At 71.5% G+C, this 21,508-nt stretch carries 20 protein-coding genes and 1 pseudogene; 10 read left to right on the top strand and 11 right to left on the bottom strand.

The features are described from left to right. The first annotated feature begins 3 nt into the window (after nucleotides 1-3). The 5 genes from recQ (at nucleotide 4) to AC3IPY_RS16120 (ending at nucleotide 7,506) form a co-directional block, all read left to right on the top strand. Complete coding sequence (gene recQ, locus AC3IPY_RS16140; protein ID WP_489185277.1) at nucleotides 4-2,079, top strand: DNA helicase RecQ; 2,076 nt, start codon at nucleotides 4-6, stop codon at nucleotides 2,077-2,079. Between the two features lie 585 nt (nucleotides 2,080-2,664). Further along, nucleotides 2,665-3,738 carry an ATP-binding cassette domain-containing protein gene (locus AC3IPY_RS16135; RefSeq protein WP_489185276.1) on the top strand — a complete coding sequence of 358 codons (1,074 nt, stop codon included), beginning with the start codon at nucleotides 2,665-2,667 and terminating at the stop codon, nucleotides 3,736-3,738. Further along, a complete protein-coding gene (locus AC3IPY_RS16130) occupies nucleotides 3,735-4,568 on the top strand; it encodes an ABC transporter permease (protein WP_489185275.1) in 834 nt (277 codons plus the stop codon). Before AC3IPY_RS16135 ends, AC3IPY_RS16130 begins: the two co-directional genes overlap by 4 nt. 174 nt (nucleotides 4,569-4,742) lie before the next feature. Next, nucleotides 4,743-5,144: a DUF7144 family membrane protein gene (locus tag AC3IPY_RS16125; protein ID WP_489185274.1), complete on the top strand. Its 402-nt coding sequence runs from the start codon at nucleotides 4,743-4,745 to the stop codon at nucleotides 5,142-5,144. A 229-nt stretch (nucleotides 5,145-5,373) separates the two neighbouring features. Continuing rightward, on the top strand, nucleotides 5,374-7,506 hold the full coding sequence (locus tag AC3IPY_RS16120) for an acyl-CoA dehydrogenase family protein (protein ID WP_489185273.1): 2,133 nt from the start codon (nucleotides 5,374-5,376) through the stop codon (nucleotides 7,504-7,506). A gap of 68 nt (nucleotides 7,507-7,574) precedes the next feature. Here the strand turns inward: AC3IPY_RS16120 and AC3IPY_RS16115 are convergent, their stop codons facing one another. After that, nucleotides 7,575-7,745 carry an HPP family protein gene (locus AC3IPY_RS16115; protein WP_489185272.1) on the bottom strand — a complete coding sequence of 57 codons (171 nt, stop codon included), beginning with the start codon at nucleotides 7,743-7,745 and terminating at the stop codon, nucleotides 7,575-7,577. 48 nt (nucleotides 7,746-7,793) lie between these two features. Continuing rightward, complete coding sequence (locus AC3IPY_RS16110) at nucleotides 7,794-8,804, bottom strand: malate dehydrogenase (protein WP_489185271.1); 1,011 nt, start codon at nucleotides 8,802-8,804, stop codon at nucleotides 7,794-7,796. 107 nt (nucleotides 8,805-8,911) lie between these two features. Here AC3IPY_RS16110 and pip point away from each other — a divergent pair. Beyond that, nucleotides 8,912-9,868 (top strand): annotated as a pseudogene (gene pip / locus AC3IPY_RS16105) (prolyl aminopeptidase); the annotation flags it as partial. A gap of 625 nt (nucleotides 9,869-10,493) precedes the next feature. Here the strand turns inward: pip and AC3IPY_RS16100 are convergent. Together AC3IPY_RS16100 and AC3IPY_RS16095 are read right to left on the bottom strand one after the other, a co-directional pair. Further along, the gene (locus AC3IPY_RS16100) at nucleotides 10,494-11,189 is read right to left on the bottom strand and encodes an alpha/beta fold hydrolase (protein ID WP_489185270.1); all 696 of its coding nucleotides are present in this window, start codon (nucleotides 11,187-11,189) and stop codon (nucleotides 10,494-10,496) included. Beyond that, nucleotides 11,090-12,157 (bottom strand): EamA family transporter, encoded by a 1,068-nt coding sequence (locus tag AC3IPY_RS16095; RefSeq protein ID WP_489185269.1) that lies wholly within the window; start codon nucleotides 12,155-12,157, stop codon nucleotides 11,090-11,092. Before AC3IPY_RS16095 ends, AC3IPY_RS16100 begins: the two co-directional genes overlap by 100 nt. A gap of 180 nt (nucleotides 12,158-12,337) precedes the next feature. On the opposite strand from AC3IPY_RS16095, the gene AC3IPY_RS16090 reads away from it, so the two are divergent. Beyond that, the gene (locus AC3IPY_RS16090) at nucleotides 12,338-13,381 is read left to right on the top strand and encodes a zinc-dependent alcohol dehydrogenase family protein (RefSeq protein ID WP_489185268.1); all 1,044 of its coding nucleotides are present in this window, start codon (nucleotides 12,338-12,340) and stop codon (nucleotides 13,379-13,381) included. Between the two features lie 68 nt (nucleotides 13,382-13,449). On the opposite strand, the gene ypfJ is transcribed toward AC3IPY_RS16090, so the two are convergent. Continuing rightward, a complete protein-coding gene (ypfJ, locus tag AC3IPY_RS16085) occupies nucleotides 13,450-14,328 on the bottom strand; it encodes a KPN_02809 family neutral zinc metallopeptidase (protein ID WP_489185267.1) in 879 nt (292 codons plus the stop codon). Between the two features lie 86 nt (nucleotides 14,329-14,414). Here ypfJ and AC3IPY_RS16080 point away from each other — a divergent pair, with 86 nt between their 5' ends. Then, a complete protein-coding gene (locus AC3IPY_RS16080) occupies nucleotides 14,415-15,428 on the top strand; it encodes a PHP domain-containing protein (RefSeq protein ID WP_489185266.1) in 1,014 nt (337 codons plus the stop codon). 36 nt (nucleotides 15,429-15,464) lie between these two features. Here the strand turns inward: AC3IPY_RS16080 and AC3IPY_RS16075 are convergent, their stop codons facing one another. Together AC3IPY_RS16075 and AC3IPY_RS16070 are read right to left on the bottom strand one after the other, a co-directional pair. Continuing rightward, on the bottom strand, nucleotides 15,465-15,719 hold the full coding sequence (locus tag AC3IPY_RS16075) for a hypothetical protein (RefSeq protein WP_489185265.1): 255 nt from the start codon (nucleotides 15,717-15,719) through the stop codon (nucleotides 15,465-15,467). A gap of 183 nt (nucleotides 15,720-15,902) precedes the next feature. Then, a complete protein-coding gene (locus tag AC3IPY_RS16070; RefSeq protein WP_489185264.1) occupies nucleotides 15,903-16,733 on the bottom strand; it encodes an alpha/beta fold hydrolase in 831 nt (276 codons plus the stop codon). 226 nt (nucleotides 16,734-16,959) lie between these two features. Between AC3IPY_RS16070 and AC3IPY_RS16065 the strand changes: the two genes are divergently transcribed. After that, nucleotides 16,960-18,162: an LLM class flavin-dependent oxidoreductase gene (locus AC3IPY_RS16065; RefSeq protein WP_489185263.1), complete on the top strand. Its 1,203-nt coding sequence runs from the start codon at nucleotides 16,960-16,962 to the stop codon at nucleotides 18,160-18,162. 128 nt (nucleotides 18,163-18,290) lie between these two features. Here AC3IPY_RS16065 and AC3IPY_RS16060 read toward each other — a convergent pair whose 3' ends face one another. Further along, nucleotides 18,291-18,623: a DUF3467 domain-containing protein gene (locus AC3IPY_RS16060; protein WP_489185262.1), complete on the bottom strand. Its 333-nt coding sequence runs from the start codon at nucleotides 18,621-18,623 to the stop codon at nucleotides 18,291-18,293. Nucleotides 18,624-18,765: 142 nt separating this feature from the next. Between AC3IPY_RS16060 and AC3IPY_RS16055 the strand changes: the two genes are divergently transcribed. Then, nucleotides 18,766-19,626 (top strand): CPBP family intramembrane glutamic endopeptidase, encoded by an 861-nt coding sequence (locus tag AC3IPY_RS16055; protein WP_489185261.1) that lies wholly within the window; start codon nucleotides 18,766-18,768, stop codon nucleotides 19,624-19,626. Nucleotides 19,627-19,700: 74 nt separating this feature from the next. Here the strand turns inward: AC3IPY_RS16055 and AC3IPY_RS16050 are convergent, their stop codons facing one another. The 3 genes from AC3IPY_RS16050 to AC3IPY_RS16040 are packed head-to-tail and all read right to left on the bottom strand — an operon-like array spanning nucleotide 19,701 to nucleotide 21,485. Then, nucleotides 19,701-20,405 (bottom strand): hypothetical protein, encoded by a 705-nt coding sequence (locus AC3IPY_RS16050; RefSeq protein ID WP_489185260.1) that lies wholly within the window; start codon nucleotides 20,403-20,405, stop codon nucleotides 19,701-19,703. After that, the gene (locus AC3IPY_RS16045; protein ID WP_489185259.1) at nucleotides 20,398-21,135 is read right to left on the bottom strand and encodes a hypothetical protein; all 738 of its coding nucleotides are present in this window, start codon (nucleotides 21,133-21,135) and stop codon (nucleotides 20,398-20,400) included. The genes AC3IPY_RS16050 and AC3IPY_RS16045 overlap by 8 nt, the downstream gene beginning before the upstream one ends. Then, nucleotides 21,132-21,485: a PadR family transcriptional regulator gene (locus AC3IPY_RS16040; RefSeq protein ID WP_489185258.1), complete on the bottom strand. Its 354-nt coding sequence runs from the start codon at nucleotides 21,483-21,485 to the stop codon at nucleotides 21,132-21,134. The genes AC3IPY_RS16045 and AC3IPY_RS16040 overlap by 4 nt, the downstream gene beginning before the upstream one ends. Between the last annotated feature and the right edge of the window lie 23 nt (nucleotides 21,486-21,508).

The following is a 21,508-nucleotide window of genomic DNA, read 5'->3' as shown; positions in this document are numbered from 1 at the left end:
CGGGTGAGCCGGAATCCCGAACCCTTCGACGCGTACGACGACGACGTCCCCTGGGATCCCGACGAGTTCGCTCCGCCGCCCGACGAGGGCTGGGCGCCGCCGCTCGACGAGGGCTGGGCGCCGCCGCTCGACGAGGGCTGGGCGCCGCCGACCTCATCGTCGGCGTCCGCGTCCGCGGTGTCGACCTCCGCGCCGACCGGGCGAGGTGCGACCGGGTTCACCGGCCCGGTCTCGGCGGCTCCCGCCCGGTTCGCCTCGGCCGCCGAGGCGCTGCACACGGTCTTCGGGTACGACAGCTTCCGCGGCGAGCAGGCCGAGATCATCGCGCAGGTCGCGGGCGGCGGCGACGCGGTCGTGCTCATGCCCACCGGCGGCGGCAAGAGCCTCTGCTACCAGATCCCCTCGCTGCTCCGCGAGGGCACGGGGGTCGTGGTCTCCCCGCTCATCGCGCTCATGCACGACCAGGTCGACGCGCTCGTGCGCAACGGCGTTCGTGCGGCCTACCTGAACTCGAGCCAGCAGTCGTTCGAGCGCGCCGAGGTCGAACGCGCCTACCTCGCCGGCGAGCTCGACCTGCTCTACATCGCGCCAGAGCGGCTGAACTCCGAGGCGTCCAAGCGGTTCCTCGCCAAGGGGCGAATCGCGCTCTTCGCCATCGACGAGGCGCACTGCGTGGCCCAGTGGGGGCACGACTTCCGGCCCGACTATCTCGCGCTCTCCGAGCTCGCCGAGCTCTGGCCCGACGTGCCGCGCATCGCGCTCACGGCCACCGCGACCGAGGCCACGCACCGCGAGATCACGACCCGGCTCTCGCTCGAGGGGGCCGAGCACTTCGTCTCGAGCTTCGACCGGCCGAACATCCAGTACCGCATCGCGCCCAAGGTCGAGGTGCGCAAGCAGCTCCTCGACTTCGTGCGAACCGAGGGCGTCGACGCCGAGGGCACGCCCGTCGCGGGCATCGTCTACGCCTTCTCGCGGGCGAGCACCGAGAAGCTCGCGGCCTTCCTCGCCCAGAACGGCGTGAACGCGCTGCCCTACCACGCGGGTCTCGACGCCGCGGTGCGCCGCCGCACGCAAGAACGGTTCCTCCGCGAAGACGGCGTCGTCGTGGTCGCGACCATCGCGTTCGGCATGGGCATCGACAAGCCCGACGTGCGCTTCGTCGCGCATGTCGACCTGCCGAAGTCCGTCGAGGGCTACTACCAGGAGACGGGGCGTGCCGGCCGAGACGGCCTCCCGGCCACGGCCTGGCTCGCCTACGGCCTCCAAGACGTCGTGCAGCAGCGGCGCATGATCGACGAGAGCCCGGGCGACCTGGCGCACCGTCGCCGCCTCGCCTCCCACCTCGATGCGATGCTCGCGCTCTGCGAGACGGTCGAATGCCGCCGCCAGAACCTGCTCGGCTACTTCGGCCAGCCGAGCGAGCCGTGCGGCAACTGCGACACCTGCCTCGAGCCGCCAACGGCCATCGACGGCACGGTGCCCGCGCAGAAGCTCATGTCGACCATCGTGCGGCTCGAACGCGAGCGGCGGCAGCGGTTCGGCGCAGGCCACCTCATCGACATCCTGCGCGGCAAGCAGACGCCGCGGGTCACCCAGTACGGCCACGACACGCTCTCGACGTGGGGCATCGGCGCCGACCTGTCCGAGCAGCAGTGGCGCGGAGTCGCCAGGCAGCTGCTCGCGCAGGGCCTGCTCGCCACGCATGGCGAGTACGGCACGATCTCGGTGACCGATGCCGCGGCCGACGTGCTCGCCGGTCGGCGCAAGGTGATGCTCCGGGCCGAGCCCGAGCGGCCCGTCACGCGGCGCACGGCCAAGGCCGCCGCCGCGACCGCCGACCTCAGCCCCGCCGACGTCGAGCTCTTCGAGGCGCTGCGCGCGTGGCGCGGCGCAGAGGCCCGCGAGCAGGGCGTTCCCGCGTACATCGTCTTCGGCGACGCGACCCTGCGCGCGGTCGCCACCGAGCGCCCGACCTCGGTCGCCTCCCTCGACGGCATCTCGGGCATCGGCGTCAAGAAGCGCGAGGCCTACGGCGAGGCGCTCGTCGCCGTCGTCGACGCCCACCTGTCGCGCTAGGGGCGCGGCGCCCGGCGGCCCCGCGCCCGGGCGCCTGTGTGCCCCGGCGGCCGCGCGTCTCGCCCCCGTACCTCGCACCCCGTCACGTTGCGGCATCCGCTCGCAACAACGTGGACTCGAACGCGAGTACATGCGACGAGTGCGCGCCGTTCGCACCCGCGCGCTCGTCGCATTCGCTCGCGTTCGGCGGATGTCTCACCACCGGCGCTCCACGCCGGCGAACGCGTGACACCACTGGCACCCGGCACCCGGCACCCGGCACCCGGCACCCGGCACCGGCGCCCGCGCACCTGGCACGTCACCGGCGCCCCGAGTACAGCCGCGGCATCCGCAGTTCTTCACGTCTGGTATTTGATCTGATACAGTACCTATCGAGATGAACAACACGGGCGCGGCAACGCGCGGCCGTGACCAAACGAAGACGGCGGCCCGAGTGCTGCAACACCCGAGCCGCCCACGCAATCGAGTCGTTCAGCATGAAGCCGAACCGTGAGACCGACGCGCGCCGCCAGACTACCGGCGGCACCGGGCAGAGGGCTGAACCGACTCCGACCACCGACATCCGTTCGAGATCGGAGCATCACCATGCCCACCGCGACACCATCCACCAAGGCGCCCGCCAAGGCACCCACCGAGGCGCCGACTGCGACACCGGGGCTGGCCATCGAGGCCAGGTCCCTCGTCAAGTCCTATCCGCAGGGCCGTCGCAAGCCGCCGCTCGTCGCCCTCGACGGCCTGGGGTTCCAGGTCGAGGAGGGCACCGTGTTCGGCCTGCTCGGGCCGAACGGCGCCGGCAAGTCCACGACCGTCAAGATCCTCGCGACGCTCAGCGCCGCCGATTCGGGCGACGCCTTCGTCGCCGGCTTCGACGTGCGTGGCGACGCCGCCGAGGTGCGCCGATCCATCGGGTTCGTGGCGCAGAAGCAGGTGTCCGACCCCATGGACACGGGCGTCGAGAACCTCGTGCTCGCCGGGCAACTGCACGGCATGTCCACGCGCGACGCGCGCTCGAGGGCCGGCGAACTGCTCGAGCGGTTCGACCTGACGGCGGCGGCGACCCGCCAGGTCAAGACGTACTCGGGCGGCATGGCCCGCAAGCTCGACGTGGCCATCGGGCTCATGCGCCGCCCGCGCGTGCTCTTCCTCGACGAGCCGACGACCGGTCTCGACCCCGAGGCGCGCGCCGAGATGTGGGCGGAGATCGAGCGCATGGCCTCGGCCGAGCGCACGACCGTGCTGCTCACCACGCATTACCTCGAGGAGGCCGACCGGCTGGCGAACCGCCTCGCGATCGTGGCGAACGGCCGCATCGTCACCGAGGGCACGCCCGATGCGCTGAAGGCCGACCTCCGCGGTGACGCCGTCGTGATCGAGCTGCACGACGGCGCCGATCTCGACCTCGCCCTCGCCACGATCGCGAGCGCCGACACGTTCCGCGAGGTCGTGCTCGAGGGCCGCACGGTGCGTGCCAGAACGGATGCCGGTGCGCAGGCGCTGCCCGTCGCGCTCGCGCTCCTCGATGCCGAGCGGCTCCGCGTCGTCTCGGCCACCGTCGCGCGGCCGAGCCTCGACGACGTCTACCTCGCCCGAACCGGGCACTCGTTCGCCTCGGCGCACCACGCGAGCGCCGACGCCGCATCCGAGGAGCGTGCCGCATGAGCACCATCACCGCACCGCAGCCGACATCCGCCCGCCGGGCGGCGGCAGGTCCCACCTTCCTCCGCCACACGATGGTGCTGACGCTCCGGCAGCTCCGAGCAGCCGTTCGCGTTCCGGCGTTCGTCGTCATGAACCTCGTGCAGCCGCTCATCTGGCTGCTGCTGTTCGGGCAGTTGTTCAAGTCCGTCGTCGAGATCCCGGGCTTCTCGGGCGGTGCCGACTACCTCGAGTTCCTCACGCCCGGCATCGTCGTGATGATGGCGCTGTTCGGCAGCGCCTGGGCGGGCACCTCGTTCATCGAGGACATGAACCGCGGCGTCATGGACCGCCTGCTCACGTCGCCGACGAACCGCGGCGCGCTCATGGTCTCGTCCCTCGTCTACCAGTCGGTGCTCACGTTCGTGCAGACGCTCATCGTGCTGGGCGTCGCCTGGCTGCTCGGCGCCCGCTTCGACGGCGGCCTCGTCGGCGTGCTCGTGCTGCTCGTCGCCGCGATGCTGCTCACCGCGTCGTTCTCGGCGCTCTCGAACGCCGCGGCGCTGCTCGCCCGCGACCAGAACATCCTCATCGGGCTCTCGCAGCTCATCACCATCCCGTTGATGTTCCTGAGCTCGGCGCTCATGGACACGTCGCTGTCCGCCGATTGGGTGGCGGATGTCGCGCGCTTCAACCCGTTCGAATGGGCGGTCGTCGCCGGCCGCGAGGCGCTGCTGTCCGCGAGCCCGGACTGGGCCGACGTCTGGTCCCACCTGGGCTACCTCGCGGTGTTCGCGCTCGTGCTCGGCTGGCTCGCGACCCGGGCGTTCCGCGTGTACCAGCGCAGCGCGTAGCGGCACGGGCCGGGCGAAGGCGCGCGCCGGTACGCGCGGCGCGCCGCGTCGCAGGAAGACGAGCGGATGTCGCGGACGAAAACGTCCGCGGCATCCGTCGTTCGGTGCCCGCCGCTCGCTACGATCGACCTGCGGGGGTCATTCGTCGCTCCCGGCTGAGGCTCGGAGGTCGTCATGGCACAACACACCGCTCGTCCGGTCGGCGTCACGGTCGTCGCCGTCATCGCGTGGCTCTCGGGCGCGGTCGACATCGTCGTCGGCACCATCCTGTTCCTCCAGGCGAGCGCCATCGCCGTCGCCCCCGAGTGGGGCGGTGCCGGGGCGGTCTACACCTCGGCGATCGTCTCGATCATCCTCGGCATCATCACGGTGGTCGTCGCCGCGGGCCTGCTTTCGGGCAACGCGGCCGCGCGACTGATCGTCACCGTCGTCGAGGTGCTCTCGATCATCTCCTCGTTGTTCGTCGCCGTGGCCAACATGGGCAACCCGGTCGGCGAGTGGTTCAGCATCCTGATCTCGCTCATCGTCGTGCTGCTGCTGTGGACCAAGAGCGCGAGCCAGTTCTTCCGGGCCTGAGCTGCGAGTGCCGCAACGGCTGGCAGGCTGCGACCGCCGAGGTCGTGCCGAGCCGGCGGCGTCGTGTGAAGATCACAACTCCGCGGCATCCGTTTTGTAGCTTCATCACAGTGTGATCGGAGCCGTTGCGGTGCGCGTTTGTAGGCGCCGGATGCAGCACTTCCCGCGTTCGAGGGGTCGACGTACGTTGGAATGAGCTGACCGCTCCACACGAAGGACGAGACCGACGATGGTTGACACGGCATCCCGCACCACGAAGACCGAAGGCGCGACGACCCCCGCGACGGTTCCTGCACGGCCCGCACGCGAGGCCGCTGCGTCGCCGATCCCCGCACCGCCCGCGAGTCCGCGGCCCGAGTCGCCGCGCATCGACGTCGAGGCGCTCGGCCGCCAGCTGCTCGGCACCTGGGCCGACATCCGCCTCGAGGCGCGCAAGCGAGCGGCCGACCCGGCGCTGCAGCGCATCGAGGGCCAGTCGAAGGAGGAGCACCGCGAGCGCGTGCTCGGCCAGCTGAAGATCCTCGTCGACCAGGGCGCGGTGCACCGCGCGTTCCCGAAGGCGCTCGGTGGGCACGACGACCACGGCGGCAACATCGCCGCGTTCGAGGAGCTCGTGATCGCCGACCCGAGCCTGCAGATCAAGTCGGGCGTGCAGTGGGGCCTCTTCGGTGCCGCCGTGCTGCACCTCGGCACCGAGTACCACCACGAGACGTTCCTGCCCGACATCATGTCGCTCAAGGTTCCCGGCGCGTTCGCGATGACCGAGACCGGCCACGGGTCGGATGTCGCGGCCATCGGCACGACCGCGACCTACGACGAGAAGAAGCAGCAGTTCGTCATCGACACCCCGTTCCGCGGCGCGTGGAAGGACTACCTCGGCAACGCGGCCGTGCACGGCACGGCGGCGGTCGTCTTCGCGCAGCTCATCACGAAGGGCGTGAACCACGGCGTGCACGCGTTCTACGTGCCGCTGCGCAACGCCAAGGGCGGGTTCCTGAAGGGCATCGGCGGCGAGGACGACGGCCTCAAGGGCGGCCTGAACGGCATCGACAACGGCCGCCTGCACTTCACGAACGTGCGCGTACCGCGCGAGAACCTGCTGAACCGCTACGGCTCGGTGGCCGAGGACGGCACCTACTCGAGCCCCATCCAGAGCCCAGGGCGCCGCTTCTTCACCATGCTCGGCACCCTCGTGCAGGGCCGCGTCTCGCTCGACGGCGCTGCCACGACCGCTGCTGCCATGGCGCTCACGATAGCGATCACGTACGGCAACCAGCGTCGTCAGTTCAACGCGGCGAGCGAGACCGACGAAGAGGTGCTGCTCGACTACCAGCGCCACCAGCGACGTCTGCTGCCCAGGCTCGCGACGACGTACGCGCAGATCTTCGCGCACGACGAGTTCCTCGTGAAGTTCGACGCGGTCTTCTCCGGCGCGGCCGACACCGATGACGACCGACAGGACCTCGAGACGATCGCCGCCTCGCTGAAGCCGCTCTCGACCTGGCATGCGCTCGACACGCTGCAGGAGGCGCGCGAGGCCTCAGGCGGCGCGGGTTTCCTCGCCGAGAACCGGCTCGTGGGCCTGCGTCAAGATCTCGACGTGTACGTCACGTTCGAGGGCGACAACAACGTGCTGCTGCAGCTCGTCGCCAAGCGCCTGCTCACCGACTTCTCGAAGCAGTTCGCGAAGGCCGATGTGGGGGCCATGGCCCGCTACGTCGTCTCGCAGACCGCGGAGCGCGCCTACCACGGCACGGGCCTGCGCCGCCTCGGCCAGAACATCGCCGACCTCGGGTCGACGGCACGCTCGGTCGCCGAGCTCCGCGACACCGACACGCAGCGCTCGATGCTCACCGACCGCGTCGAGACGATGGTCGCCGAGATCGCCGGCCGCCTCCGCGAGGCGCGCAAGCTCTCGAAGGCCGAGGGTGCCGCGCTCTTCAACCGCAACCAGAACGAGCTCATCGAAGCCGCCCGCGCTCACGCCGAGCTGCTGCAGTGGGAGGCGTTCACGCGTGGGCTCGAGCGGGTCGCCGATCCCGACACGAAGCAGGTGCTCACCTGGGTGCGCGACCTCTTCGGCCTCGGCCTGGTCGAGAAGCACGCCGCCTGGTACCTCATGAACGGCCGTCTCTCGCCGAAGCGCGCGCAGTCGGTGACCGCGTACATCGACCGCCTCATCGAGCGTCTGCGCCCGCACGCGCAGGACCTCGTCGACGCGTTCGGCTACGGCCCCGAGCACCTGCGCGCGAAGATCGCGTCGGGCGCCGAGCAGGAGCGCCAAGACGAGGCGCGCGCGTACTACGCGGCCAAGCGCGCCGACGGCACGCTGCCGGTGGCCGAGAAGAGCAAGAAGAAGTAGCGCCGCCCCGCGGTGCTCGCGGCCGGGGTCCTGCGGGGCTCCGGCCGTTTCGCGCCCGGCGGGTCCTGTTACTCTGCCGGCGGCTTCATGATGGCGCCGGTGGCGAGGCCCATGACCACGCCCGCGGCGAGCCACAGCCAGAAGCCGGTGAACAGGCTGATGACCACGCCGACGATGACGCCCATGACGAGACCGACGATGAGCTGCTTGCGGCGCGCGGGCGACAGGGACTTGGCCATGCCGCAAGCCTACGTCGGGCGCCGCGTGCCCCCGAATCGGCTGCCGCGTCAGATGAGCCCCAGCGCCCGCACGGCCTCGCGCTCGTCGGCGAGCTCGGCGACGGATGCCGCGATGCGATGCTCTGCGAACGCGTCGACCTCGAGGCCCTGCACGATGCGCCATTCGCCGTCGACCGACTCCACCGGGAACGAGGACACGAGCCCCTCGGGTACGCCGTAGGACCCGTCGGAGACGACGGCCGCGCTCGTCCAACCGTGCTGGGTGCCCTGCACCCAGTCGCGCATGTGGTCGATCGCCGCGCTCGCCGCCGAGGCGACCGATGACGAGCCGCGCACCTCGATGATCTCGGCACCGCGCTTGGCGACCCTCGGGATGAACGTGTCGACGAGCCATTCCCGCGCCGTGTCCGCGCCGCCGAGGCGGGCGGCGAGCAGTGCGGGCACCGGCTCGCCGTCGATCGTCGCATGAGAGACATCGGGGAACTGCGTCGCGGAGTGGTTGCCCCAGATCGTGACGTCGCGGAGCGAGCCCGCCGTCGTGCCGAGGGTCGCGGCGAGCTGGCCCACCGCCCGGTTGTGGTCGAGGCGCGTGAGCGCGGTGAACCGGCTGACCGGCACGTCGGGAGCGTGGGACGCGGCGATGAGCGCGTTCGTGTTGGCCGGGTTGCCGACCACGACGACGCGGATGTCGTCGGCCGCGCCCGCGTTGATCGCCGCGCCCTGCGGGCCGAAGATGCCGCCGTTGGCCGCGAGCAGGTCGCCGCGCTCCATGCCCGCCGTGCGCGGGCGCGCGCCGACGAGCAGCGCGAGGTTCGCCCCGGCGAACGCCGGCGTCGCGTCGTCGTAGACGTCGACCTGGTGCAGCAGCGGGAACGCGGCATCCTCCAGCTCGAGGGCCGCGCCCTCGGCGGCACGCACGCCCTGCGGGATCTCGAGGAGGTTCAGCCGCACCGGCACGTCGGGACCGAGGATCGCGCCCGAGGCGATGCGGAAGAGCAGGGCGTACCCGATCTGTCCGCCCGCGCCGGTGATGGTGATGGTGACCGGTTTCGCACTCATGAGGCGAGCCTACGCCGCGGAACCGACCGTCGAGCAGGCGGGACCGTCGGGAAGGGCCGGCGGCGCGGCATCCGCTCGGCTCGGGTCGCCGTCGTTACCGTTGGGCCATGAGAGACCTGTATCCGGAGATCGAGCCGCTCGAGACGGGCATGCTCGATGTGGGGGACGGACAGCACATCTACTGGGAGATCTCGGGCAATCGGGAGGGAAAGCCCGTGGTGTTCCTGCACGGTGGGCCCGGGGGAGGCACGAGCCCGGCGCACCGGCGACTGTTCGACCCGGAGCGCTACCGCATCGTGCTCTTCGACCAGCGCGGCTGCGGCCTGTCGATCCCGCACGCGAGCGAGCCCGCCGCCGACCTGTCGTCGAACACGACCTGGCACCTCGTGGCCGACATCGAGCGGCTGCGCGAGCACCTCGGCGTCGACCGCTGGCAGGTCTTCGGCGGATCGTGGGGGAGCGCGCTCGCGCTCGCGTACGCCGAGACCCACCCCGAGCGGGTCACCGAACTCGTGCTGCGCGGCGTCTTCACGTTGCGCCGGCAGGAGCTCGACTGGTTCTACGAGGGCGGCGCGTCGGCGATCTTCCCGGACCTCTGGGAGGACTTCCTCGCGCCGGTGCCGATGCTCGAGCGCACGCACCTCATCGAGGCCTACGGTCGCCTGCTCACCGACCCGAACCCCGAGGTGCACCAGTCGGCGGCGATCGCGTGGTCGCGGTGGGAGGCGACGACCATCACGCTGCTGCCGCAGATCGAGACGATCGCGAAGTTCGTCTCGCCCGAGTATGCGACGGCGTTCGCGCGCATCGAGAACCACTACTTCCGCCACGGCGGCTGGTGGGAGGACGGGCAGCTCATCCGCGACGCGCATCGCCTCGCCGAGATTCCGACGATCATCGTGCAGGGCCGCTACGACATGTGCACACCCGTGATGACGGCGTGGGAGCTGCACCGGGCGCTGCCCGAGGCCGAGCTCCGGATCATCGGCGATGCCGGCCACGCCTTCGACGAGCCGGGGATCCTCGATGCGCTCGTCGAGGCGACCGACCGGTTCGCCGGCGCCAGGTACTCGATCGACGACGTGCGCGATGACGACGACGACGGCGACGTTGGCGACGTCGGTGATGACCTCGCCGACGACGAAGTCGACGACGGCGCGGCCGGTGCCGCCGGTGCCGCCGGTGCGGCGGATGCCGCTGGTGCCGCTGGTGATGCAGTCGACGCCGGCGGGGACGCCGACGACGCCGCTGAGGCCGGCGACGCCGCTGACGCCGACACCGGCCCCGCCGATGACGGCGACGACAACGGCGACGAAGCAACCGCCGGCGACGGAGCGGACGACACGAAGGGCGAAGAACCCGCGTCATGATCGGAGGGGTCGCGCGTCTCTTCGAGTGAGGGCACGCGGTGGGCGTGCCGTGACCGACTGGAGTCGCAGATGCCTCGCTCGAGCACCCCTACTGCCCAGCACCGCGAGTTCTTCCAGGCCGTGGGCCTGCAGGAGAAGGTCGAACTGGCCTGCACGTGCAGCCGCGGCGTCGACCACTGGTACTCGCGCCCGGGCGGCCCGATCGCACCGATCGCGCCGCCCGCCGATCGCGCCGCCCCCACCGACCGCACCGGCCGCGACGATCGCGACGATCGCGACGATCGCGCCGACCGCACCGACCGCTCGGCGTCGGGTGAGGTCAGCCCACGGCTGCGACGATCGCCTGCCCCAGCTGCACGGGCTTCGTGAACTGCGGCCAGTGCCCCGTGGGCAGGTCGATGTAGCACACGTCGCGCACCCTCGCGAGCTCTCGGGTGAACGGCGCATCGGAGGCGATGAACTCGACGAGCATCGCGCTCGGGAACTCGCAGGCGATGACCGTGACCGGCACGTCGTAGCGTCGCTCGTCGCGCAGCACCAACGGGTCGGTCGCGACGCGCGCCGGCTCGGGCACGGACCGGGCGCGGAACACGGCCCGCAGCTCGTCGTCGAGGTCGACGAGATCGGCGTCGTCGAAGACCTCCCAGTCGGGCAGGGGGATCTCACCGTCGACGACGGGCAGCTCGTCGTTGATCGCCTGGCCGTCGGCGAGGGGCCCGGCGTCGACGTAGACGACCCTGGCGATGCGATCGGGCCGGGCATCGGCGACGCCGTGCGCGACCGCCCCGCCGCCCGAGTGGCCGACGAGCACGACCGGCTCGGCGAACGTGTCGACGAGCCCGACGACGGCGTCGATCTGCTCGCGCAGGCCGATCTCGGTGCGATCGGCGTCGATCGAGTCGAGCCCGGGAAGGGTCACCGGATGCGTGCGGTGCCCGGCTTCTTCGAGGAGTGGGATGACGTCGCTCCAGGAAGACGCGTTGAGCCAGAACCCGGGGATGAGGATGATGTCCATGTCATCGAAGATAGGTTCGACCTCCGACATCCGCCCGTGGCGAGCACGAGGATGCCGACCGCGAGGATCCCGAGCCCGAGCACCGATGCGGGTGCGAGCGTCTCGCCGAGCACGATGACCCCGAGCAGCCCGGCGGTGAGCGGCTCGGCGAGCGTGAGCGTCGCCACCACGGCGGGCGCGAGCCCCGAGAGCCCGACGCCGAAGAGCACGTACGCGAGCGTCGTGGCGACGAGTCCGAGCCAGAGCGCCATGGCAATGCCGGGGCCGGTCGCGAGCCACGCGGCATCCGTCATCAGCAGGATCGGCAGGCTCGCGACCGCGGCCGTGCCGAAGAGGGCGCCCATGCTGCCGGTGGGCGTGAAGCCGCGGTCGAGCAACTGCTTCGCGGCGAGCGTGTAGACCGCGTACGAGGCGCCCGCGCCGAGCGAGGCGAGCAGGCCGAGCGGGCTCGCGGCGGCCTGCGTCGGGTCGGACGCGAGCGCGAGCACGGCGACGCCCACGGTGGCGATCACGGTCGCGACGAGCCAGCGCGTGCCGGGGTAGCGGCGCCGCAGCGCCCAGTCGAGGGCGCCCGTGATGACGGGCGCCGAGCCGAGGGCGACGACCGTGCCGACGGCCACGCCGTTCGCGGCGGTGCCGGCGAAGAACGCCGGCTGGTAGGCGAGCACGCCGAGCGCGCCCACGAGCACGACGAGCAGGAGGGCGAGCGGATGCCGCGGGGCCGACGCTGCGGACGACGTCGTTGTCGCGGGCAGCGGCCGGGTCGCGGCATCCGCTCGCTCACGTCGGCGTTCACGTCGCCGACGCAGGAGCAGGCTCGCCCCGGCCACGAGCGCGAGGGCCCCGCCGCCGATGAGGATGCGCGCGGCGCCGACCGAGAGCGGGTCGGCGTCGGGCCCGAGCGCCTGGGCGGTGCCCGTCGTGCCGAAGCACACGGAAGCCAGCAGCACGGCCACGACGAAACGCATGCGCACGATTGTTCCACAATCGGGTCGGATCCGCCCGGCCGTGCGCGGCCGAGCACCGCAGGCCCGGTAGGCTCGCATGCGTCGCCCGCGAAGCCGCGTGGCGGGGCCGCCGCCCAGTCGCCCCGCCGGCCCGACGCGCCGCCATCCGCTGCGACATCCGTCGACCCAACGGAGGAACCCGTGCGTGCCGTGCTCTTCACCGCCTTCGGCGAGCGACCCGAACTCGCCGACGTGCCCGAACCCGAGTGCCCGCCGCGCGGCGCCGTGATCCGGGTGCGCGCGACCGGCGTGTGTCGCAGCGACTGGCACGGCTGGATGGGCCACGACGAGGTCATCGCCCTGCCGCATGTGCCAGGGCACGAGTTCGCCGGCGAGATCGTCGAGCTCGGCTCCGAGGTCGACCCCGACTCGGGCTGGGCCGTGGGCGACCGCGTCACCGCGCCCTTCATCTGCGCCTGCGGCCGCTGCCCCGAGTGCCTCGCCGGCAACGAGCAGGTGTGCGACGCGCAGTCGCAGCCGGGGTTCACCCGGTGGGGTTCGTTCGCCGAGCTCGTCGCGATCGACGAGGCCGAGCTGAACCTGATCCGCCTGCCCGACGCGCTCGGCTTCGTCGAGGCGGCCTCGCTCGGCTGCCGCTTCGCCACCGCCTACCGCGCCATCGTCTCGCGCAGCCGGCTCGCACCCGGCGAGCAGATCGCGGTGCACGGATGCGGCGGGGTCGGCCTCTCAGCGATCATGATCTCGGTCGCGGCCGGCGTCACCGTCTACGGCGTCGACGTGTCGGATGCCGCGCTCGAGGCCGCCGAGAAGCTCGGCGCCATTCCGGTGCGCGGCGGCGAGGGGGCCGCCGAGCGGATCCTCGAGGCATCCGGCGGGGGAGTGGATGTCTCGGTCGACGCCTACGGCAGCAGCGAGACCTCGTTCGCCTCGGTGCGCAGCCTGAAGAAGCGCGGACGCCACGTGCAGATCGGCCTCATGGTCGGCACGTCGGCGCTCGCCGCGATGCCCATGGACGCCGTCATCGCCGGCGAGCTCGAGATCCTCGGCAGCCACGGCATGGCCGCCCACGAGTACCCGTCGATGCTCGACGCGGTGGCGTCGGAGTTCTTCCGCCCGATCGAGCTCGTCGGCCGGCGCATCGGCCTCGACGAGGTGCCCGACGCGCTCGCCTCGATGGGCACGGCCGGCGCGGCCGGGTCGGGCATGACGGTCGTCGAGCTGTAGCGCTGCGGCTCGGGCTCAGCTCGTGGCATCCGCTCGGAAGCTCCTGCCGGCCGCCGCGGTGCGTCAGTTCAGAGCCGCGAGCCCTCGATGCCGAACGTGTCGCAGGCCGCCGGGCCCTGCTCGTAGCCGGTCGTGAACCACCGCTGACGCTGCTCGCTGGTTCCGTGACTGAACGTGTGCGGGGTGACCTGCCCCTGCGAGGCCTGCTGGATGCGGTCGTCGCCGACCGCGGCGGCCGCGCTCAGCGCATCGGCCACGTCTTGGGTCGTCGGCTGCTGCAGGAAGGCGACGCCCTGGTCGTCGAGGGTCTCGGTGGCCGCGCCGACCCAGGCGCCCGCGAAGCAATCGGCCTGCAGCTCGGTGCGCACGCTGTTCGAGGTCGGGCCGGTCTGCCCGTCTTGGGCGGCCTGCAGCGTGCCCGCGAGGTTCTGCACGTGATGGCCCCACTCGTGCGCGACGACGTACATCTGGGCGAGCGGGCCGCCGCTCGCGCCGAAGCGGCCCTCGAGTTCGTCGTAGAACGAGAGGTCGAGGTAGATCGTCTGGTCGGGCGGGCAGTAGAAGGGGCCGGTCGCGCTCGTCGCCGAGCCGCAGCCGGTGCCCACCGACTGGGTGAACATCACGAAGTCCTGCGGTGCGTTGTATGCGACGCCGAGCTCCTGCGGCGCGGACTGCGCCCAGTACTCCTCGAGCGACGCCGATGCGCCCTTCATGCGGCAGTCGATGCGCTCGTTCGCGTCTTGACCCGTGAGGCATTGCTCGATGCTCGTGTCGGGCGCCGCCTGCTCGCCCCCGCCGCCGAGCAGGCCCGTGAGGTCGACGCCCAGCAACTGCGCGACGATGACGAGGGCGACCACGCCGAGTCCGCCGCCGACGGCGATGCCCGTGTTGCGGCCCCGCTTCGAGGCCTTGCCGCCGCTGATGTCGGCGTTCGGGTTGAACGTCATGATCCGAAGCTACTCCACCGGCCCCGCGGCATCCGCGAACCGCATCGGGGGGTGCCAAGGCCGGCCGCGCGCGCCAGAATGGGCGGATGGACCCGATCGCAGCGCTCGAGGAGATCGCCTTCCTGCTCGAGCGCGACCGGGCGTCGGCGTTCAAGTCGAAGGCGTTCCGCAAGGCGGCCGGCATCATCGGCGACATCCCGTCGGCCGAGCTCGCCGAGCGCGTGCGCGACGGACGGTTGAAGCGCACCGCCGGCATCGGCGACACGACCTTCGCCGTCATCGCCGATGCGGTCGAGGGCCGGGTTCCCGCGTACCTCGTCGCGCTCCGAGAGCAGAGCGGACCGGCCGCCGGCGCGACGCCCACGGGCCTGCGGGCGAAGCTCAAGGGCGACCTGCACAGCCACACCGACTGGTCCGACGGCACCACGCCCATCTCGACGATGGCGCGCGCGGCCGAGCTCGTCGGCCTCGAGTACCTCGTCGTCAGCGACCACTCGCCCAACCTCACCATCGCGAACGGCCTGAGCGTCGAGCGCCTGCTCGACCAGCTCGACGTGCTCAACCGGCTGAACGCCGACGGAGGAATCCGACTGCTCTCGGGCATCGAGGTCGACATCCTGCTCGACGGGTCGCTCGACCAGACGCCCGAGATGCTCGAGCGCCTCGACGTGGTCGTCGCGAGCATCCACTCCAAGCTCCGCACCGAGTCGAAAGAACTCACCGAGCGGATGCTTCGTGCCGTGCGCAACCCGCGCACCAACGTGCTCGGGCACTGCACGGGTCGCCTCGTCGAGGGCTCGCGCGGCACGCGCCCGCAGTCGACCTTCGACGCCGAGGCCGTGTTCGCGGCCTGCGCCGAGCATGACGTCGCCGTCGAGATCAACTCGCGCCCCGAGCGTCAGGACCCGCCCGACGATCTCATCCAGCTCGCGCTCGAGGCCGGATGCCGCTTCTCGATCGACAGCGACGCGCACGCGCCGGGGCACTTCGCGTTCCTCGAGCTCGGGGCTGCCCGCGCCGAGGCCAACGGCGTGCCGGCCGAGCGCATCGTGAACACCTGGCCGGCCGCGCAGTTGCTCGAGTGGGCCGCGCGGCGCTGACCGCTGCCCCGAACGGCAGGCTCTCGGTTCGTGTGGCTACGGCGTGGACTGCACCGCCGAGATGACCGCGTCGACGTCGTTCTGCGTGGCGCCCAGCCCGGCCTGCTCGAGGCGCTCGCGCACCATGCGCTGCAGGTCGTCGACGTGCCCCGTGAGCATGTCGCCGCGCACCTGCTCGACCACGCCCTCGAGGCGCTCGCCCTCGTCGGCGTCGGTGAGGCTGCCCTCCTCGATCGGGACGTCCTGGGTGTCGGCGGTCGGTTCGGGCACGGAGTCGTGGTTCTCGCTCATGCTCCGATGCTCGCAAGCGCGCGCACGACGGCCAACCCCTTGACGAAGCGGATGGCGTCGCCTATCGCCGCGGGCCCGCTGATCACCCCGCACACCGAATCGGTGCCCGAGTGCCGAATCGGCGGCACCGGATGTGCCCTCGCACGCCGATTCGGCACTCGGGCGGGCTCAGCCCGCGAGTACTCAGCTCCCCAGGAACTCCAGCAGCGCGGCGTTGACCTCGTCGGCGTGCGTCCAGAGCAGGCCGTGCGGAGCGCCCTCGATCTCGACGACGGTCGCGCTCGGCAGCCGCTTGGCGAACTCGCGCGCGGTCGCGTCGATCGGCAGGATGCGGTCGGCCGTGCCGTGCAGGATGAGCGCCGGCACGTCGATGCGCTCGACGTCGCCCCTGAAGTCGGTCAGCCAGGTGTCGACGCAGGCGGATGCCGCGTACCAGGACGCCCCCGCGGCGACCTGCCAACTGCCCCGCACGGCGTCTTCGGAGATGCGCGAGCCGAGGTTCTCGTCGAGGTTGTAGAAGTTCTCGAAGAAGCCCGTGAACCAGGCGAACCGATCGCCGGTCGCGGCGGCCTTGAGGTCGTCGAAGTCGGGCGCGGCACCCGTCGGGTTGTCGTCGGTCTTTCGCAGGTACGGCTCGAGGCTGCCGAGGAACGCCGCCTTCGACACCCGCTCGCTGCCGAACGCGCCGAGGTAGCGGCCCACCTCGCCCGTGCCCATCGAGAAGCCGACGAGGGCGACCTCGCGCAGGTCGAGCGTGTCGAGCAGCGTCTTCAGGTCGTTCGCGAACGTGTCGTAGTCGTACCCGGTGGTCGGTTTGCTCGATGCGCCGAATCCGCGACGGTCGTACGTGATGACGCGGTGGCCGGCCTCGAGCAGGGCCCGCGCCTGCTTCTCCCATGACGCCCCGCTCAGCGGATACCCGTGGATCAGCACGACGGGCGAGCCCTCGCCGTGGTCCTCGTAGTACAGCTCGATCGGTGCGGAGTTCTCGGTTCCGACGGTGACGAACGGCATGATGCTCCTGCTCTCGTGACGGATGCCTCGTAGTGGATGCTGTGTCGCCAGTCCACCAGCCTCGTGGTCACCGCACAAGGGGGTTGCCGGCCGCCGGGCGCATCGGCCTCCGACGAACGAGGACGCGTCACGTCACGGGGTGCAACATCACCGGCCCGGGCGACACCGCTTGAGTAGGCTCCCCACGTCCCGAGTCGTGCCGGCCTCCATGCCGAACACTGCGCCGATGAACGAGACGCGCGTCGACGCGCGGCACGGCCGGGCGAGTGAAGGAGTCGCCGTGACCGAGACCGCAGCTGCCGACGCGACGGGCACCGTGCCCGAGGGCGGCATCATCCTCGACTGGTTCATCCCGCTCACGGGCGACTCGCGCACCGACCTCAGCCAGGGCTCGGCGATGACCTACGCGGGGCAGTCGACCGCGCCGGCGCGCCGCGAGCCCGACATCGGCTATCTGTCCCAGATCGCCCGGGCCGTCGAGCACCTGGGCTACCATGCCGTGCTGATCCCGACGGGCGGGCGCAGCGAAGAGAGCTGGGTCGCCGCGACCGCGCTCAGCCAGGCCACCCGCGAGCTCGACTACCTCGTCGCGTTCCGCCCGGGCCTCGTCTCGCCGACGCTGCAGGCCGAGGCGGCCGCGACCTTCCAGCGGTACAGCGGCGGGCGCCTGCGCGTCAACGTCGTCGTCGGGGGCGACGACGCCGAGCAGCGCAAGTACGGCGACCGCATCGGCAAGGGCGACCGCTACCGGCGCGCGGCCGAGTACCTCGGCATCATCCGCCGTCTGTGGCGCGGTGAGCAGGTCGACCACGACGGCGAGTTCTTCTCGATCGAAGGCGCCCGGCTGCCGGCGCTGGGCCTCGAGCCCGAGATCTACCTCGGCGGCTCCTCCGAGGGCGCGATCGAGGTTGCGGCCGAGCATGCCGACGTCTACCTGACCTGGGGCGAGCCGCCCGCGCAGGCCGGCGAGAAGATCGCCCGCGTGCGCGACCGGGCGGCAGAGCTCGGCCGAACGCTGCGCTACGGCGTGCGACTGCACGTCATCGCCCGACCGACGAGCGAGGAGGCGTGGCGCGTGGCCGACGAGCTCGTCGCCGGGCTCGACCCCGAGGTCGTCGAGCGCACCCGCGAGTCGTTCCTCGCCTCGGGATCGGTCGGCCAGCGCCGCCAGGCCGAGCTCGTGTCGGGCGGCCTTCGGCGCGAGGACCTCGAGATCGTTCCTGGGCTCTGGGCGGGCATCGGGCTCGTGCGGGGCGGCGCGGGCACCGCGCTCGTGGGCAGCTTCGAGGAGGTCGCCGCGCTCATCAGGGAGTACCGGGCGAACGGCTTCACCGAGTTCGTGCTCTCGGGGTATCCGCACCTCGAGGAGGCGTACTGGTTCGCCGAGGGCGTGGCGCCGCTGCTCGACCTGGCTCCGCGACGGGCCTGACGCGCGACGGGCCTGACGCGCTGCGGGCCTGACGCGCTGCGGGCCAGACGGCGTGCGCGTCGAGTCCGGCGCGAGCGCACGGACCGCGAGCCCCGACCGCGAGCACGGACCGCTCCCGACGCGACCGGCTACGACGGGGAGTGACCGCCGAAGAGCGGCTTCTCGGGCGGCTTGCGCCCCGTCTCCTGCTCCCACGCCTCGAGCTGCTGCGTGAGCGCCTTGGCGAGCTCGAACACCTGCTCGGGTGGGATGCGGATGCGACTCACGATCTGGCCCGGAACCGCCACGGCGCGCGTGCCGTCGGCGTCTTCGACCTGCGACGGCGGCTGGGTGAGCGCGACGTAGTCCATCACGAAGACGTTCGGCGTGTGCCAGACCCGCGCGAAGTCGGCGAACACGCCCTGCGCACGGTCTGCGGGCAGGTCGATCTGGAAGCGCCGCGGAAGGTGGTCGTCGGTCATGGTGCCCCTTCGATTGCCGGATGCCGGTGCCACGAACCTACACGTCACGTGCGACAACTTCCGTGCGAGACATCCGACCGCCTACTGTCGGAGATGACGCGCAGGTGCGCGAACGGGTGGACGAGGTCAGGGGCGGGGAAACATGGTCGAGCACGCGAAGCGGTCCGGTTGGAAGCAGTTCTGGGATCGCGGCGGCTGGTGGAAGGCGCTGCTCTTCGTCGCGGTCTACTACGTGGTCTACCTCGCGCTCGGCAACTTCGTCGTGGCGCCCCTGTTCAGCGGAGTCTGGGGTGAGGAGGGAACGCCCTCGTACGTGTTCTTCACGACCGCGCTGCCGATCATCCTCGCGAGCATCGTGCTCGTGGTCTTCGCCCTCTCGATCGGGTGGCTGAAGGAGCTCTTCGGCCGGCAGCCGATCCGCGGCAGCTGGTGGATGTGGATCGCCGTGGTCGTGGTGCTCGGGTTCAACCTCCTGCGACTGCTGACCCTCGACTACGAGAAGGCCGGGCTCGACCTGGTCTTCACCTGGTTGTTCACGGGGCTCTTCATCGGCTTCGCCGAGGAGGTCGTGACACGCGGGTACGTGGTGAACCTCATGCGCCGCGCCGGGCACAAGGAGATCCTCGTCGCGCTGGCGTCGGCCGGGCTCTTCGCGGCCATGCACCTCGGCAATGTCTTCACGACGACGCAGGGGCTGCCCACCACGCTCGTGCAGGTCGGCTACACGTTCTTCTTCGGCATCCTGATGTACCTCGCACTGCGGGTCACGGGCAACCTCATCTGGCCGATCCTGCTGCACGCGACGACGGACCCCACGATCTTCCTGTCGACGGAGTACCCGGGCGGCGGGCTCGCGGCCTTCGCGGGGTTCGGCAACGTCGTCGTCATCATCACCGGTCTCGTGCTCGTCTTCTTCATCCGCGGCCATGTGACGAAGGAGGCCTACGGCGTGCCGGCCGGCGCGTTCGGCGTCGGCGAGGTGCCGGCGACCGGCGAGAAGTAGCGTCCGCTGCACTGCGGATGCCGCGACCGAACTCGAATCGGTCGCGGCATCCGTCTGCCGCCGTGGGCGAACCGCTAGTGCGCGTCGTCCATGCCGGTCACGTGCACGGCGTAGCCGACGCAGCCGGCCTGCTGCCAGTCGTAGTCCTCGCCGAGGGGCTGGTCGTCGGCACCCCACAGGGCGACCCATTGTGCTGAGCCGGGGGCGCCGTTGTTCAGGATCACGCTCGGGGTGCCGTCGTTCAGGGTCACGCCCGTGTTCTCCCAGAACGGGATGAACTCGTAGTCGAATCCCTGCTCGAGCATGCAGTCGCCGATGATCTCCTGCTGCGCCAGCCAGATCTTCGCGTTCTCGAGTTCGCTCTCGGGCCAGTCGGCGGGCGGCGCCGGAATGGTCGAGAAGTCGGTGTTCGCGTCGTAGACCGGCGGGCCGTCGGATGCCGCGTCGGTCGCAGCATCCGTCGCGGCGTCCGTCGCGGATTCCGCCGCGGCATCCGTCGTCGACGTCCCGGCCGGGACGGCCTCGATGTCGCCCGAGGCGTCGAGCCCTCCGGCGATCGTCGAGTCGCGCGGTTCGGTCGGCGGTTCGGATGCCGCGGCCGAGTTCTGCGCGTCGAACGAGACGATGCTCGCCGAGGCCGACACGGCGAGCACCGCGGCCCCCGACAGTGCAGCGACGGTCGCGAGCCCCGCGATGGCCAGGAGCGCGGTTCGACCTCGCGGCCTGCGCGAGGACTCCTCGTTGCGCACCTGCTCGAGCAGGTCGTCGACCTCAGACATGTGCCATCTCCTTCTCTGCCCTCGAGGGGCGATTCACTGCCGGCGAGCGGCGATCGAGGTCCCACCAGTACGCGGCGCCGGCCAGGCAGAGCACGCTCAGGCCGGCTCCGAGGAGCCACGCCGGCACGCCCCACCACGGCACCGACTGGAACACGAGGTTCGTGCTCGCGCTGACGTACCAGAGCACGTTGCCGGCGAGCGGGAACACGGCCACCGCCGGAACGGCCAGCAGCAGGGCGCCGGCGACCCGCGTGCGCCGGCCCAGCAGCAGCACCGCGGCCACGAGGCCCGCGACGCAGATCGCCCCGAGCCAGTACGTGCGACTCGGCACGTAGCCGATGTCGTCGATCAGGAGCGCGCGGATGACGCGGGCGACCACGAACCCGCTCGCGCCGCTGACGACGATCGCGGTGACGAGGAGCGTGCTCAGCAGTGCGGCATTCGAGCGGAGGTCGAATCGGAGTCGGCGATCCGAGACGCGTGCCTGCTCGGTGCGCCAGGCGAGATCGGCGGCGGCACCGCGCACGGCCCGCTGCCGCACCGAGCGGGCGAGCTGGGCCGCCGACATGCCGGCGGCGCCGGCCCACGCCGCATGCTCGTGCAGGTCGGACGCGATCTCGTCCTGCCGGCCGGCGGCGATCGCGGGCTCGAGACCTCGCGTGTACAGCGCGCACCAGCGAAGCACCGATCGCGCCGCCCGGCGGAACTCGTCGCTTCGTTCGGGGCTCATGCCAGACCCATCCTTCTCGCCGCGACCGTGTCGCCGGCTGTCGTGCGCTGGGCGGCCTGATGCGTCGAGAGGGCACGGGCCCCCTCGGCCGTGAGCCGGTACAGCCGGCGACGGGGCCGCCCCTCGGACTCGCTGATCGTGGGATCCTCCCACTGGGCCTCGAGCAGCCCGGCGCTCGTCATGCGGCCGAGCGCCTTGTAGAGCGTGCCGTGGGCGATCAGTGCCTCGCCATCCTCTTCGGCGAGCTCATGCGCGATGCCGAAGCCGTAGAACGGCCCCTCCATCGCCGCCCCGGTCTGGAGTATGCGTACCTCGAGCGGGAACAGCGTCCCTGGTCGTCTGCGTGCCATGGGCAATTATAGGAACATAGGTG

The organism is Agromyces sp. GL_144 (assembly GCF_057834305.1).
This window is presented reverse-complemented; position numbering and strand designations above follow the sequence as displayed.

Coding starts and splice junctions, on each gene's coding strand:
- AC3IPY_RS16135 (WP_489185276.1), top strand. CDS start 2,665: ATGCCCACCGCGACACCATCCACCAAGGCGCCCGCCAAGGCACCCACC.
- AC3IPY_RS16130 (WP_489185275.1), top strand. CDS start 3,735: ATGAGCACCATCACCGCACCGCAGCCGACATCCGCCCGCCGGGCGGCG.
- AC3IPY_RS16125 (WP_489185274.1), top strand. CDS start 4,743: ATGGCACAACACACCGCTCGTCCGGTCGGCGTCACGGTCGTCGCCGTC.
- AC3IPY_RS16120 (WP_489185273.1), top strand. CDS start 5,374: ATGGTTGACACGGCATCCCGCACCACGAAGACCGAAGGCGCGACGACC.
- AC3IPY_RS16115 (WP_489185272.1), bottom strand. CDS start 7,745: ATGGCCAAGTCCCTGTCGCCCGCGCGCCGCAAGCAGCTCATCGTCGGT.
- AC3IPY_RS16110 (WP_489185271.1), bottom strand. CDS start 8,804: ATGAGTGCGAAACCGGTCACCATCACCATCACCGGCGCGGGCGGACAG.
- AC3IPY_RS16100 (WP_489185270.1), bottom strand. CDS start 11,189: ATGGACATCATCCTCATCCCCGGGTTCTGGCTCAACGCGTCTTCCTGG.
- AC3IPY_RS16095 (WP_489185269.1), bottom strand. CDS start 12,157: ATGCGTTTCGTCGTGGCCGTGCTGCTGGCTTCCGTGTGCTTCGGCACG.
- ypfJ (WP_489185267.1), bottom strand. CDS start 14,328: ATGACGTTCAACCCGAACGCCGACATCAGCGGCGGCAAGGCCTCGAAG.
- AC3IPY_RS16080 (WP_489185266.1), top strand. CDS start 14,415: ATGGACCCGATCGCAGCGCTCGAGGAGATCGCCTTCCTGCTCGAGCGC.
- AC3IPY_RS16075 (WP_489185265.1), bottom strand. CDS start 15,719: ATGAGCGAGAACCACGACTCCGTGCCCGAACCGACCGCCGACACCCAG.
- AC3IPY_RS16070 (WP_489185264.1), bottom strand. CDS start 16,733: ATGCCGTTCGTCACCGTCGGAACCGAGAACTCCGCACCGATCGAGCTG.
- AC3IPY_RS16065 (WP_489185263.1), top strand. CDS start 16,960: ATGAACGAGACGCGCGTCGACGCGCGGCACGGCCGGGCGAGTGAAGGA.
- AC3IPY_RS16060 (WP_489185262.1), bottom strand. CDS start 18,623: ATGACCGACGACCACCTTCCGCGGCGCTTCCAGATCGACCTGCCCGCA.
- AC3IPY_RS16055 (WP_489185261.1), top strand. CDS start 18,766: ATGGTCGAGCACGCGAAGCGGTCCGGTTGGAAGCAGTTCTGGGATCGC.
- AC3IPY_RS16050 (WP_489185260.1), bottom strand. CDS start 20,405: ATGTCTGAGGTCGACGACCTGCTCGAGCAGGTGCGCAACGAGGAGTCC.
- AC3IPY_RS16045 (WP_489185259.1), bottom strand. CDS start 21,135: ATGAGCCCCGAACGAAGCGACGAGTTCCGCCGGGCGGCGCGATCGGTG.
- AC3IPY_RS16040 (WP_489185258.1), bottom strand. CDS start 21,485: ATGGCACGCAGACGACCAGGGACGCTGTTCCCGCTCGAGGTACGCATA.